We start from the raw sequence: 12,135 nt of genomic DNA on the forward strand, positions 1-12,135 counted from the left end.
AGCCTTCCCCCGACCGTTCACGCGCATTCGCTCAGCCGAACAGTTTCAATTTCGCCCGATGACAGCCAGGCTTTGCGCATCAAGCGCTGTCTCACCAAACCAGTTCAGGCGACTAACGCAAACATTGCCCCGATCAATCAGGTCATTGTCATCACCCGGCTCCGCAGCATGGGCGCGTCCGCGCGGGATGATAATCTCTGTCCGCTGCCCCTTCTTCGACAGGATCTCCGCTCGGGTGCCAATTTTATCGCGGCCGATGCGGGGTTGAACGATTGCGGCAGGCAGAACTTCTGGCAGATTGACGCTCAACCAGTGGCCTTCCAGAAAGATCGCTTCTCGTTGTGCGAAAACCCGCCGGATGAAGCCCGCCAGCCATGCGATGTCGCTTTCGGCTTCCGCCGCCTGCTTGACGCGCGAAAATCCGATCGCCGGAATACCCCAGAACGTTGCCTCACGCGCGATCCCCAATGTGCCCGAATAAGCAAGATCCTCAGCGACATTACGACCGTCATTGACCCCGGACAGCACGAGATCCGGCTTCTTCTGCCCGTCAAATAGCCAGGTCATTGCGGTAACCACGCAATCGGCCGGCGTGCCTGAACAGGCGTATCGGCGCTCGGTATGTTCAACCATCGTCAGCGGTCGCCCGATGGTGATCGATGCGCCTGCGGCGGTCCGCTTGCCATCGGGGGCCACCACCCACACATCATCGCTCAAGGACAATGCAGCCTTGACCAGGCGGTCAAGGCCTGGTGCGTCGATGCCATCATCGTTTGCAACAAGTATTCTCATTTCATCTCCATTCAGATCGACAGCTGCGATCCTGACATCGCTGTGGTATCAAGGCTGGTCAGATAGGGCTTTAATTCCTCGAGTTTTTCGGCTGTGCACGAATGCCCCAGTGCCATAGGTTTTCCAACCGCCTGCCACAGCGCCAGATTTTCGGCCTGGGTTGGATGGGTGGGAAGGCGGATCCAGGTTGCCCGCCCCTGTTCGAGCAAGGCGTGAGCCGGCGTGTTTTCGGGAACGTGCCCCGTCAGCAGAACAGCTGCGTGTTCATCGACAGCTTGTCTGAGCGCCTCTCTCGATGGCCCCGCACTACCCATTCCGTCAAATGTCATCAAAGGACAGTCCGGCAGGACAGATCCTTCCCGCCAGTCCAATGCTTGATCCAGCTTGCGCCGCAAGCTTCGCGCTGTTTGAGCAGACAGGGCATCAGGGACGTCGATCTGAGCGATCAGCGACCGCCGCATGTCGTGATGAATTGCGAACGATCCAGGCAAGATCGCCATCAACTCCAGCGGTTTTCCAGATAACGGCACCGGAACAACCAGCTTGCCGCTGTGAGCGTTGACAAAGTCTCCGATCTGGCCAATCCGATCGCGCGCAGAAACCGGATCGCCCCCATAGGAAGCATCCAGAATGATGAGGTCACAGTGGGGCAGTGCATCCATGACGAAAACGTCGCTGTTTGGAACCACATCCGCGCAATACACAACTCGCTTTGATGGTGTGGTGACCGAAAACCAGACCCCGCCCGCCACATGTCCCGAGCGGCCCGATAGAATCTCGCTGTCACCCAGATGAATCGTTTCCCCGGGTGTGAACAGTTTTATGCGTGCGTCTTGCAATGGATGCGCCTGCTGATGGGCCGGATCAGCATATTGTCTCAACATTGCTTCCGCGTCCTCATGCGTTTCACGCGTCATATAGAACGTGCCTTGAAACCCGCAGGCGCGAAGCCAGTACAAGCCGCCGATATGGTCTTCATGGGCATGCGAGATAAATACCGCGTCCAGCGCCGCGACATCGTGTTCGGCAATGGCCGGATAATAGTCACGTCCCTTGGCCCCCACCTTGATGCCCGCGTCAAATAGAAGACGGCGATCACTGCGGATGCCGACGCTGGTTCGCCCCTTTTCGCCAAAACCGCCATAGAGATCGATCAATATCATCGCGACGCTCCCTCAGGAATGACCCAGCCTGAATTGATCGCGATATGCATCGTTTCGCCTTGCTGGCCCCCGACGCCATCGGCAAGATCAAATGTCAGTTCCGTGCTCGGATGATGGAGCGGACAGGCTTCAATCCGCGCGCCGCCGCCGCGATAGATGCGGCGCCGGACCGCAAGCGCGATGCCCCTATCGTCGCACAACTCAATATTCTGCGATCTTATGCAGATTTTTGCGTCAGCTTGCACCCCCTGCCCTGGCTCGCAGCGCATGACCGTCTTTTGTCCAAGCACCTCGACCGCACAGTGACCATCTTTTTCCGCGCTGATGACTTGCGCTGGAAGCACCATGCCATTGGCAATGAATGAAGCCACCATCGCGCTCTGCGGGCGCTCATAGAGCTCCTGCGGCGTTGCGAACTGGATAAGTTTTCCCTTGTCCATCACTGCAATTCGGTCCGCCAATGCCATGGCTTCTGCCTGATCATGGGTGATGTAGACAATGGTTGTGCCTGTTCGCTTGTGGAAAGACGCGAACTCGTCCTCCATGGAAGCGCGTAAGTGCACATCCAGATTGGCAAGAGGCTCATCAAACAAAACCAGAGAAGGTGCTGCAACCAGACACCGCGCAAGTGCCACGCGCTGACGCTGACCACCTGACAGATTGGCGGGGCGCCGATCCCCCAGACCGGTGAGATCAACCAAGGCGAGGGCTTCCGACACGCGGCGGTCCAGCTCCGACTTTGCGACCCGGGCAACGCGAAGACTGTAGCCAACGTTTTCCGCGACCGTCATATGCGGCCACAATGCGTAGTTCTGAAAAACGATGCCGACCCGGCGGTTTTCCGGCTCTACATGCCTGTCGGCGGCCGACATGACGGTGTCACCCACCTGGATTGCGCCGCTGGTGATCTTTTCAAAGCCAGCGATGGCACGCAATAAGGTGGTTTTCCCGCAACCTGACGGTCCGAGAACCGCGACAAACTCACCATTTTTTATGTCCAGCGTCACATCGCAAAGCGCATCGAAGTTCCCGAAGCTCTTGGTGACATTGTTAATTTTTAATCCCGCCATGGGAGCACTCCATCAGGCAGACGCCGCGCGAACAGGTTCGTCGACAGCATAAGAAAGATCGTGACCACGATTGTTACAATCGACGTGGCAGCGGCATAGGTTGAATCGCCCCCTTGCTCGAAGGAGAAGATGACGACACCTATCGTTTCAGAACCTGACGCCCACAAAAGCGCAGATACCGTCAGTTCACTGAACGCGGTCAGAAAGATGAGAACACCACCGGCAAGCGTCGCTGGCGCGACAAGGGGAAAGATGATCGTCCGCAAGCGCATGAACAAAGATGCGCCTGCGACCTGCGCTGCCTCTTCCAGCGATCGGTCAATCTGGTGCAGCCCGCTCACGGTCGGTCGTAAGGCAAGGACAAAGAAGCGCGCAAGATAGGCGTATAAAATGATCCAGATCGTGTTGTAGATATGCAAGCCGAACAGCGGTAAAGGCTTTAGAAACAGCAGCAGCGACGCAATCGCCATAACAACACCAGGCAATGCATAAGGCAGCTCAGCGGTCAAATTGAACAGTCTGGTCCACCAGCGCTTCCGCCAGGTCGTGATATAGGCCAGCGGTACAGCGATCAGCACTGCGAAGAATGTTGCGGCAAGCGACAGGCCAAAACTGTTCAGAAACGCGCGTTTGGTTGCAGCGTGTTCGAACAAGATGAAGGAATAATTTGATAATGTCAGGGTTTGCCATGTCAACGGTGTGCCATAGGCACTGACGAGTGACGTCAGGACGAGGCCAAGGATCGGCAATCCAAGCACCGCCACCACAATCAGCATCATCACAATCTCGGTCCATATCCTGTAGCCTCCAAGTTCAAACGGACTGGCCGGAAGCGATGTGGAGGCGATCCGGTAATCCCGCCAGCGGGAAACATAATCCTGCGCAACAATCCCGGCAATCGCGATAACGCCGATCAACGTCGACAAGGTTGCGACGTCGCTGAGCACCGCAGGTCCGCCACCGCTCAATCGCTGGTAGATCAAGGTGGGCAGAACAAGATAGTTGGCGGGAATTCCCAGAAAGGCCGGGATGCCAAAATTACCAACACAGGACACGAAAGTCAGGGCGGTCGCTCCAATGATCGAAGGCGCCATCAGAGGAACAATGATTGTTCGCAGAACGGTCAGTTTCTTCGCGCCGCTGCTCAATCCAGCTTCAATCAGTTCACGCGGGAGCTTCCGTAGTCCGGCTCTGACGATTAGAAACACCAGCGGCCCGTACTGAACACCAAGAAGCGCAATGATCCCGGTCGATGAATAAAGCGGGTTACGGGATCCCAGCGGTGGCGCCATCCCGATCATTTTGAGGAAGGGACTTGCCGGGCCGAACAATTGCAGCCAGGCGAGCGCCGTCACTTGCGGCGCGATCAGCAACGGGGTGACATAAAGAAAAATGAAAATCGCCCGTCCGCGAATATCGGTCAGACTGACGAGCAGAGCGACACTTGTTCCCAGAACCACCGCGAAAAGAGTCCCAAAAATCCCGACATAAATCGAATTCCAGGTTGCGGTCCAGGTCGCAGACGAGGAAAAGACCCGGCTCATCGCTTCCAGGGCCGTGCCGTGAGCCGGGAACACAACCTCGACAAGCAGACGCCCCATCGGCAAAAGCGAAAGCAGTGACACGACAATAATCGTCACGGCGATCAGAGCCCTGTCCCGGCCCTGACCGCTGGTTACAGCGATTTTCTGCATCTGTCTGTGGTCCTAGCCGCCGAACATTTCCGTAAACCGTGACTTGTCCGCATCTGTGTTCTCAAGAACCTTTTGCGTGTCGATCGGCATGATCTTTATAGTCAGACCGTCGGGAAGCCATGCGGGTTTGCCGATTGATGTCTTAGCCGGCAAATAACCCTGTTTAAGCGCAAGTTCCTGGCCCGGGTCTGAGAGAATGAAACGGATGAATTTCTTGGCGTCCTCAACATTCTTGCTCGAGGACAGAATGGCGACGGGTTCGGTGACCGCAGGTACCCCTTCATCCGGAAAGACAAACTCCACCGGAGAGCCTTTCGCCTTGGCGTTAAGCGCCATGAAATCAACCAGGATCCCATAGGGTTTTTCCCCGCTGGCAATCGATTTAAGCACTGCGCCATTCCCGCGAACGCTGACGACTTCATTCGCCTTTAACGCATCAAAGAACTTCCAACCAAGGCCGTCACTGGCCACAAATCCACTGAGCAGGAAAGCCGCTGCTCCCGAATAAAGCGGACTCGGCATGACCACCATCCCCTTATATTCCGGTTTTTCCAGATCGGACCAATGTTGGGGCTTTTGTTCTGCGGCAGAGTTGTAGGCAATCCCGGTGGTGATCAATTTGCTGCCGAAATAATAGTTTTCAGGATCAAATGAACCCGCTTGAAACCCGTCAAGGCTGGCCTCGGAAAACTGCAACAGGCGCTTGTCGGCTTTCAGGCTTTCCATACTGACCGCGTCGGCAATCAGAAGCACGTCGGCTTGAGGAGCACCGGCTGAAAATTCTGCCGCGAGCTTGCTCATAATATCGCTGGTCCCGGAACGGTAAACCTGCACATCCACGTCGGGGTTAAGCTTCTTGAATTCTTCGACCGTTCGCGCCGCGTCGGCGTCAGGTTGTGATGTGTAGAGCGTCAGCGTTCCAGCGCGTGCGGTCCCGGCCATCATCAGACCGGCAAGTCCTGCCGCGAGGATGCGTATCCCCCAGGTTGTTTTCTTCATTGCTTCCTCCATTAGGAACGACGTCGAACGGCGTTCCTATTCCTCCCTTTTTCGGGACATTATTCACGTCCTCGGTCAATATAGTAATGTTCATTTGTTCTTTGTCAAATACATTTGAACAGTTGACGACAGGGGGAGGATTGTTGCTATAGATCGACTTGTAGCGAAAAAGCCGGGGAGCGAGCGGGAGAAATGGCAGGCAGGAACTGGCCGTTGAGATCCTCCGATCTCAAAGTGAAGACCGTCTGGCTCTACTATGTGGAGGGCATGACCCAGGAGCAGATTGCCGAGCAGCTGGGCGTCAGTCGCGTTAAGATCATGCGCACGCTCGCCTCCGCAACGGCGGAAGGGATCGTTGTCACGCGGATCAATGCCGCAACAGCCGAACAAGTCGAACTCGAACGTCGGCTTGAGCAAAGATGGGGGCTCGCATCCGCGATTGTTGTCCCCACACCAGAAAATAGCGCCAAGCTGGAAAAGGCCCTCGGCAATGCCGTCGCTTCCTATCTCGACCAGGAAATGCAGGATGGAATGACGCTGGCCATCGGCGGCGGCGCCACGCTCTACGCCTGCGTTCAATTCCTCGAGCATCGTAAACTCAACGGTGCCTGCGTGGTCGCCTTGGTGGGAAGCCTTCCGCATTCACGCTGGATCAATCCATCCATTGTCGCGGCAAGAGTGGCAGAAGTGTATCAGGTCGACAGTTACCAGATCACCGCACCGGTCATCCTCGACGAACAGGGCCTTCGCGACGTATTGTGGCGTCAGACAGAACTGCGAGGCTTAAAGGAGCGCGCGGCAAAAGCCGACATTGCCCTTCTGACCGTCGGTGAAGTCTCCGAAGACGCCACCATCTTTCGCCATGGTATTGTGCCATCCGAACTCATCAGCCCCTTGCAGGCTTGTGGCGCAGTCGCCAATATTCTGTGTTACTTCGTGGACAAAAATGGTCATCTTGTCGATCATGAAGTCAATCAGCGGGTGATGTCGATCGAATTGAGCACCGTTGCGGCCATCGAACGGGTCGTGCTCGCGGCAGGAGGCAGCGCCAAGGTCGCTGCCATGAAGGCCGCACTCAAAATCGTTAAGGCGAGCGTGCTGATCACCGACAGCCAGACGGCAGCAGCTCTTTTGCAAGACTAACGACCGGTCCCTAACATAGTGATGAATGGGTTGCCGCCAACAGGCTAAACCTTGCGACTACGCAGGAAATCGACAAGCCCGACATGGGTGATGGCTTCAAACTCACGGGTTGCCTGATCGAATTGTTGCCGCTGCGCCAGCATCATCAGCAGTACGGCCCGCATTTCCGAGGAAACGCCGAACCTTTCCCAACGCTTGGCGACATGTGTGGGAATACCTGCGGCATCACAAAAATCGGCTATTGTACTGTATCCAAGTTCCACCAGCGCAGCTCTCAGATCAGACGCGGACATGCGTTCTTCCACAGCGTGGTCGTGCAGACGCTCCGCTACCAGCTGGATATCCCGTGGTGACGATTCCGCAATTTTTGTCAGAAATCCCCCGACTTCGGTCAGTAGTCTTGACACTTTAAGATCTCCTCAAATTCAAACGCTCCTGATCATTGAATAGGAGTATCAGGGGATAGCGGACAATAGTCTGACACGCGATCAAGCGCAATCATTATCGCCAGCCACGGTGGCTGGGATGCCGGTTGTTTGACAATAAGGATGCTTGCTCGTCTCGGCAAAGGTTGCGCCAATCACTCATCGCGTTGGGGCCGGATTTGAAGCCGAACCATCTCAAGCGCTTCCATGCGTGCCCGCAGTTCGCCCCCCATATAAACGGTGAAAGGCGGATCGAATGCGACAGCAGAAGAGCGATATCCTCTTGCGCGAAACCTCGGGATTCCACTGCGCGCACCCCGCAAGCCGGTCAAAAGAATATGATCGCGATCGGAGTCAAAACACGTTAACTGAACCGGTCTTTTCCGCTGCGATCCGGTTTCGCAATGGGCGAAGTCAAAACAGGACAACGCTATCACTGATTGTGATCATTCCACACTGCGACCATCAAAGTACGACTGATACCGGTTGTTGATAGTTCTATACAAAGGAAAGCTGATGAGCATATCCATCCAAACGGGCTCGGCACATTTGATCTGCAATGGCGTTAACGAGGGAGGCGTTGAATATAGCGTATCCCTGGCGTCTGATGGACTTGAACATTCGATGCGCGGTCGTGTCTGGGGAAGCAAAGTGACAATTGCCAAAGCCCTGGATGCCTCCGAGATAAGCCTTCTGTTAACGGATCAAACTGTGATTGAGCTTCAGGTCGAAGAACTGGATCGGGATGGGTCGGCGCTGGTTACGGCACGCATCTGAGACGATCACGCACCGCATGCTGAGCATCCGTCCCAACGATTGCCAATGTTTGTGTTGCTGAGGCGACGGCGACCGATGGAGGCATCGCGTTGTTCAATCGCTGTTCCGCAGAGGCGTTTGAGAAAAGTGACGGAGAAGGACTCGACGATAACAGCCGATTTGACGATAGCGCTTCACTCTATCACTGCAGCCGTGCCAATATCACGAAATTGCTCTCAGAATGATTGTTATGAGAATTTCCGCTGGCCAGAAACACTCCCTTAGAAGCGGCGTCCTTATGCTCGGCGGCACGGAAATTGACCCGATTTTTGCGGAGCATAGGTGGGCTGCGAAACGCTATCCGGGACAGACTCCTTTAACCACAGGCGGGACGAGATGCCGATGACGGTGAGGGTTGCCTTGACGAACCACATCTGAATTAAGACACCGGCTCCAAGGCCGCCCGTTAACCTCATGATTGACCCTGCGGCGCGTCGGAATGAAAAGGGAACGAGCTCGACGCGGCCATAAGATGAGACGGCGCGGGTCAGTCTCCATCCTCTCCGACTGGCCAAACCGTTTTGCGGCTTCTTTGGCGCTCGAGGCGGTCGCCCTGCGCATAATCTCACTCAGCGCCTCGCGGCGTCGTTATGGATTTTTGTGTGCCGCTCGATGCCCTCACATGCCTCTTCGAAACAGGCCATGCCACAGCCTTTGCAAAAGCAGATACCATGTCAATGCAGAAGTTCATCTCTGCGGTAAGGGACCTGCCGCATGAGCGAGGCGGAGGCCTCGCGGACAAGCAGATTGTGGCGTTCAGAAAAAGCGACAAACAGACTGCGGGCTGTCTCGGAATCGATTTCGCCGCGGAGCGCTGCCACACAGGCCTTCAATGCAATATGATGGGCAGAATCCCGCAATGACGGCGGCAACTCTGAAAGATATTGATAGGCTTCCAGCACAGTGTTGATCTCGACCGGAAAGCCAAGGCCAACAAGGATTGATAGCGGCTTTTTAAAAAGATCACATGTCATCCTATTCTCCTTTCTGTCGGATTATCTGGATCTTCTATCGTCCTGGCTCCATGCAACAATTGAAGGGGCAAACTCTGTCCTTACAGGCGCTGCCCTGCAAAATCGGCACGACGCGCACCGTCCAAACGATCAATCCACATCCCGCTGATCCGCAGCTTCGAGGATCTCAATAAGATCGGCGACCCTGCCCGAGGGTAAGCGGCGGCCCTCATTGACAAGGGCCTCGTCAGCATTCAGCCATGCCCAAGCCTGTGCGAGTTCGGCTGCCGACGCTCCCGTTGCGTTAAGCGCTGCAGCCAAGACCTCGTCAGTTGATCCCAGAACGGCGACTATTTCCTGCATTTTCATACGAACTTCCTCCGTTCCATTGTCGGATTGGCTCACCTATGAACCTGTTGTGAAATAGATCGCCATTGCGGGACGACAAGGAGCCGGACGCCCATTTTTATGTCGGCAGCGGCACTTCTCACACGTCGTCCGGCACATCGCTCAGTCGTTTCAACCGGTTCAATAGGCGCTCCCGAGCAACCACCTTTTCCCCCAAGTCCGCTTCGCCAGCTGGACTGCCGGGCTCTCCGACAGTCGATAAATCCTCCACAACAAGGGCCCAAAGAGCAGAAGCGCTGGTGCGGATGAGCGTGTTAAATTCTTTCAGCTCTCGGGAATGAGAGGCCGCCAACAACACCATTGAAGCGCTTTAGCCCAATGAGGTAGTGGCAGAACGCCAACACGATGATTGTATTGCTCTAATACAGCCGGCCAAAACCGACCCTGGGTCCCCTGAGAAATGAGGATTGCCTGTCCGAACAATGATAATAAATGGGCCAGGAACCAAGTCAGAACGGCACTATCGGTGCCGTATTTGAGCGCGAAAGCACACCAAACAATCGAGATTGTCGTGCCTTTTAAGAAGGATGACCGCATAAAGGGTTACGAAGTCGAAGTGAAACATTGGCGACTTATTGTGTTGATCCGCTTTTTTTCTTATTAATGAATGCAACTCAATTCATCTTTCATCCAGGCTCCGGGTTGCGTTCTGATTTTCGCCAGTGCCTTGGGTGCGGCTCTTGCCTGAACGATGATCAGGCAATTATTCAAGCCCGGACATCCGGTCCATGGCAACTCAGCTGGTCGCTCTTGGGAAACCACACCAGATGCAACTGCCTGGCCATATGCCTGATGCTCAGGGAAAAGCTGCGCGTTTTGTTGCAATGCAATCGCCGTTCATGCGCCGCAGATCCGAACCCATCCTCACTGGCACTTCTCCTGCCAGTGCCAGATGGATTTTTCTTTTCAAAGTCTCAAGGCTCGCAAATATCGACCTGCTCGTTCGTTGCGCCCGTTAAAGCGCATCCCGAACACGGTGAAACGGTTTTCGGACAAAGATGCGTACAAGAACACATATTTTATGCGCCGATCTGATCCAATCAGATCGATACGCGCTCTAAAGGCCAATTGGTCTGAGCTGCATCCAACAATTGGATGGCTCCAAACCACGCACGGAATGATAACACCCCGTTCTCACTGGGCGAGAAGCAAACGCGCCGAGATAATGAAAAGCGAGGAGAGTTTATCTTGAAGAAACTAGTTTATATGGCTCTGGTGGGCGCTCTCTATACGTCTGCACCCCTCGCAGCGTTTGCTGAGAACTTAGGGCTCGCCGAACGCCGGTCCATCGCTGCTTATGCCACTGATATTTGGCCGAAATACGAGACGGAAATCCAGCAGCTTGCGGGTTTTCCAGTGGCCATCACTTTGGATACCAACAGCATCGCCTTACCAGGACTCGCGGATTTCTATGCCAGCGATGACTATTTGCGCAAGCCGATCATCGACCCAATTCTCCAAATGATTGGAACCATCACGGCAACAGAAATGGGAAGAACCGCTCTCAAAGACGGGCTCAGGTCCATTGTCATCCGCTATGATGAACAAAGCGCGCCGTCCAGCAACTATAAGGATGGCGTCCACATGGAGGACGGTATGCTGACCATCAACTGGAAGCCCTATACGAACGTCGATGATGTGGAGGCACGCGCATCGGCGATACTCAGTGTCATTGAACCGGCAATATAATTGCATAGACCATCAGGTGACCCGAATTGACGCCCATAAACATGACTCTCGCAATACAGACATCGGCGATACTCTTTCTCTCGTCAATAACAGCCACGGCCCAGGCCACGGTCGATAGAGCTTATTTAGAGCGGATGAATGACCAAGGCATTGTCGCCTATTGCACTACCCAAGGATTTCTTGAGCCCGATGCCGAACATTTTTTCCAGGTTGGTACGGTTGAGATTTTTGGCGTCGTCGATCCCTCGCCTTCAGCTGAGCTGCACCAAAAGAAAGGTCGCGAAGGCATCTCCTTCCTTCAAGGTGACGAACAGTCCCTTGAAGACCTGGCGGCGGCAAACGAAGTCAGTGTGAAAGAAGTCTGCGCGCAATATAAATCGCACGTCACGCTTGGCAGGATGATGGAGAAGAACAAGGCCCGCAAATAGTTTTTTGTATGAGAAAAAGTAACCTCCAATCTTTCCAAGAGACATTTCAATGCGCAAGTCCTGCTTTTTTATCTTCCTTTCTCTACCACTTATCATCACCTCGTCCTTCGCCATGGCCGATGATACGCAACTCCTGTTCAACTCATCGCGAAACCAGCTTGGCCTGATGAAATTTTGCGCAGCACAGGGTCATATCCCGAATGAAGTCGTTCATTCCTATGCGAAGCTTATAGCAGGCCTCCCCACCCCTACCGATCAAGCACAGGGGGATGAATATGAACGAGTAGGAGAAGAAGGTTACAGCTTCGACGGCGAGAACCGCACCGCAATGCAAGATATTGCCACGGGAACCGGCATTTCGATTGCCGATCACTGCGCTAATTTTGCTGCCCTCACCAACCAGTAAGCCGACCCCTTATGCCGCAACAGGGGCTTCAGTATCTGATCGGCAAATAGCAAGGCAAAGCAAAGCCGGGCCGCATTGCTGCGGCCCGGAGGATGATGCATCAACGGTTTACCAGTTGACCTTGAAGCCGAGATTGCCCTTGAGGCTGT

13 protein-coding genes are annotated in these 12,135 nt (G+C 54.7%); 5 read left to right on the forward strand and 8 right to left on the reverse strand.

Annotated features, from left to right (window positions below; genetic code table 11):
* Positions 1 to 45: 45 nt before the first annotated feature.
* The 5 genes from surE to QBD00_RS17120 are packed head-to-tail and all read right to left on the reverse strand — an operon-like array spanning position 46 to position 5,718.
* The gene (gene surE / locus QBD00_RS17100) at positions 46 to 792 is read right to left on the reverse strand and encodes a 5'/3'-nucleotidase SurE (protein ID WP_151093519.1); all 747 of its coding nucleotides are present in this window, start codon (positions 790 to 792) and stop codon (positions 46 to 48) included.
* Positions 793 to 803: 11 nt separating this feature from the next.
* Entirely contained in the window at positions 804 to 1,955 is a 1,152-nt protein-coding gene (locus QBD00_RS17105) for an MBL fold metallo-hydrolase (protein ID WP_151093521.1), read from the reverse strand.
* Positions 1,952 to 3,025 carry an ABC transporter ATP-binding protein gene (locus tag QBD00_RS17110; RefSeq protein WP_191793460.1) on the reverse strand — a complete coding sequence of 358 codons (1,074 nt, stop codon included), beginning with the start codon at positions 3,023 to 3,025 and terminating at the stop codon, positions 1,952 to 1,954. Before QBD00_RS17110 ends, QBD00_RS17105 begins: the two co-directional genes overlap by 4 nt.
* Positions 3,013 to 4,719, reverse strand: coding sequence for an ABC transporter permease (locus QBD00_RS17115; protein ID WP_151093525.1), 1,707 nt, complete (start codon positions 4,717 to 4,719; stop codon positions 3,013 to 3,015). The genes QBD00_RS17110 and QBD00_RS17115 overlap by 13 nt, the downstream gene beginning before the upstream one ends.
* Before the next feature lie 12 nt (positions 4,720 to 4,731).
* Positions 4,732 to 5,718, reverse strand: coding sequence for an ABC transporter substrate-binding protein (locus QBD00_RS17120; RefSeq protein WP_191907280.1), 987 nt, complete (start codon positions 5,716 to 5,718; stop codon positions 4,732 to 4,734).
* A 192-nt stretch (positions 5,719 to 5,910) separates the two neighbouring features.
* On the opposite strand from QBD00_RS17120, the gene QBD00_RS17125 reads away from it, so the two are divergent.
* The gene (locus QBD00_RS17125) at positions 5,911 to 6,861 is read left to right on the forward strand and encodes a sugar-binding transcriptional regulator (protein ID WP_191793458.1); all 951 of its coding nucleotides are present in this window, start codon (positions 5,911 to 5,913) and stop codon (positions 6,859 to 6,861) included.
* A gap of 44 nt (positions 6,862 to 6,905) precedes the next feature.
* On the opposite strand, the gene QBD00_RS17130 is transcribed toward QBD00_RS17125, so the two are convergent.
* The gene (locus QBD00_RS17130) at positions 6,906 to 7,268 is read right to left on the reverse strand and encodes a hypothetical protein (protein ID WP_151093529.1); all 363 of its coding nucleotides are present in this window, start codon (positions 7,266 to 7,268) and stop codon (positions 6,906 to 6,908) included.
* Between the two features lie 534 nt (positions 7,269 to 7,802).
* Between QBD00_RS17130 and QBD00_RS17135 the strand changes: the two genes are divergently transcribed.
* Positions 7,803 to 8,063 carry a hypothetical protein gene (locus tag QBD00_RS17135; protein ID WP_151093531.1) on the forward strand — a complete coding sequence of 87 codons (261 nt, stop codon included), beginning with the start codon at positions 7,803 to 7,805 and terminating at the stop codon, positions 8,061 to 8,063.
* 713 nt (positions 8,064 to 8,776) lie between these two features.
* Here QBD00_RS17135 and QBD00_RS17140 read toward each other — a convergent pair.
* Entirely contained in the window at positions 8,777 to 9,076 is a 300-nt protein-coding gene (locus tag QBD00_RS17140) for a DUF982 domain-containing protein (protein WP_151093533.1), read from the reverse strand.
* 129 nt (positions 9,077 to 9,205) lie between these two features.
* A complete protein-coding gene (locus QBD00_RS17145; RefSeq protein WP_151093535.1) occupies positions 9,206 to 9,424 on the reverse strand; it encodes a hypothetical protein in 219 nt (72 codons plus the stop codon).
* A gap of 1,227 nt (positions 9,425 to 10,651) precedes the next feature.
* On the opposite strand from QBD00_RS17145, the gene QBD00_RS17150 reads away from it, so the two are divergent.
* From QBD00_RS17150 to QBD00_RS17160, 3 genes are read left to right on the forward strand one after another with little or no spacing between them, the layout of a single operon-like run.
* Positions 10,652 to 11,152, forward strand: a complete 501-nt coding sequence (locus tag QBD00_RS17150; RefSeq protein WP_235901839.1) for a hypothetical protein — start codon at positions 10,652 to 10,654, stop codon at positions 11,150 to 11,152.
* Positions 11,153 to 11,178: 26 nt separating this feature from the next.
* Positions 11,179 to 11,580 carry a hypothetical protein gene (locus tag QBD00_RS17155; protein WP_235901841.1) on the forward strand — a complete coding sequence of 134 codons (402 nt, stop codon included), beginning with the start codon at positions 11,179 to 11,181 and terminating at the stop codon, positions 11,578 to 11,580.
* Between the two features lie 49 nt (positions 11,581 to 11,629).
* Complete coding sequence (locus QBD00_RS17160) at positions 11,630 to 11,986, forward strand: hypothetical protein (protein ID WP_191793456.1); 357 nt, start codon at positions 11,630 to 11,632, stop codon at positions 11,984 to 11,986.
* Positions 11,987 to 12,135: the final 149 nt, after the last annotated feature.

It is taken from the genome of Ochrobactrum sp. AN78, from assembly GCF_029909885.1.
GTDB classification, from domain to species: Bacteria; Pseudomonadota; Alphaproteobacteria; order Rhizobiales; family Rhizobiaceae; genus Brucella; species Brucella quorumnocens.

Bases quoted from the DNA above. Each gene is read 5' to 3' on its own strand.
- QBD00_RS17140 (WP_151093533.1), bottom strand. From the start codon at position 9,076: ATGACATGTGATCTTTTTAAAAAGCCGCTATCAATCCTTGTTGGCCTT.
- QBD00_RS17105 (WP_151093521.1), bottom strand. From the start codon at position 1,955: ATGATATTGATCGATCTCTATGGCGGTTTTGGCGAAAAGGGGCGAACC.
- QBD00_RS17145 (WP_151093535.1), bottom strand. From the start codon at position 9,424: ATGAAAATGCAGGAAATAGTCGCCGTTCTGGGATCAACTGACGAGGTC.
- QBD00_RS17125 (WP_191793458.1), top strand. From the start codon at position 5,911: ATGGCAGGCAGGAACTGGCCGTTGAGATCCTCCGATCTCAAAGTGAAG.
- QBD00_RS17135 (WP_151093531.1), top strand. From the start codon at position 7,803: ATGAGCATATCCATCCAAACGGGCTCGGCACATTTGATCTGCAATGGC.
- QBD00_RS17120 (WP_191907280.1), bottom strand. From the start codon at position 5,718: ATGAAGAAAACAACCTGGGGGATACGCATCCTCGCGGCAGGACTTGCC.
- QBD00_RS17160 (WP_191793456.1), top strand. From the start codon at position 11,630: ATGCGCAAGTCCTGCTTTTTTATCTTCCTTTCTCTACCACTTATCATC.
- surE (WP_151093519.1), bottom strand. From the start codon at position 792: ATGAGAATACTTGTTGCAAACGATGATGGCATCGACGCACCAGGCCTT.
- QBD00_RS17115 (WP_151093525.1), bottom strand. From the start codon at position 4,719: ATGCAGAAAATCGCTGTAACCAGCGGTCAGGGCCGGGACAGGGCTCTG.
- QBD00_RS17110 (WP_191793460.1), bottom strand. From the start codon at position 3,025: ATGGCGGGATTAAAAATTAACAATGTCACCAAGAGCTTCGGGAACTTC.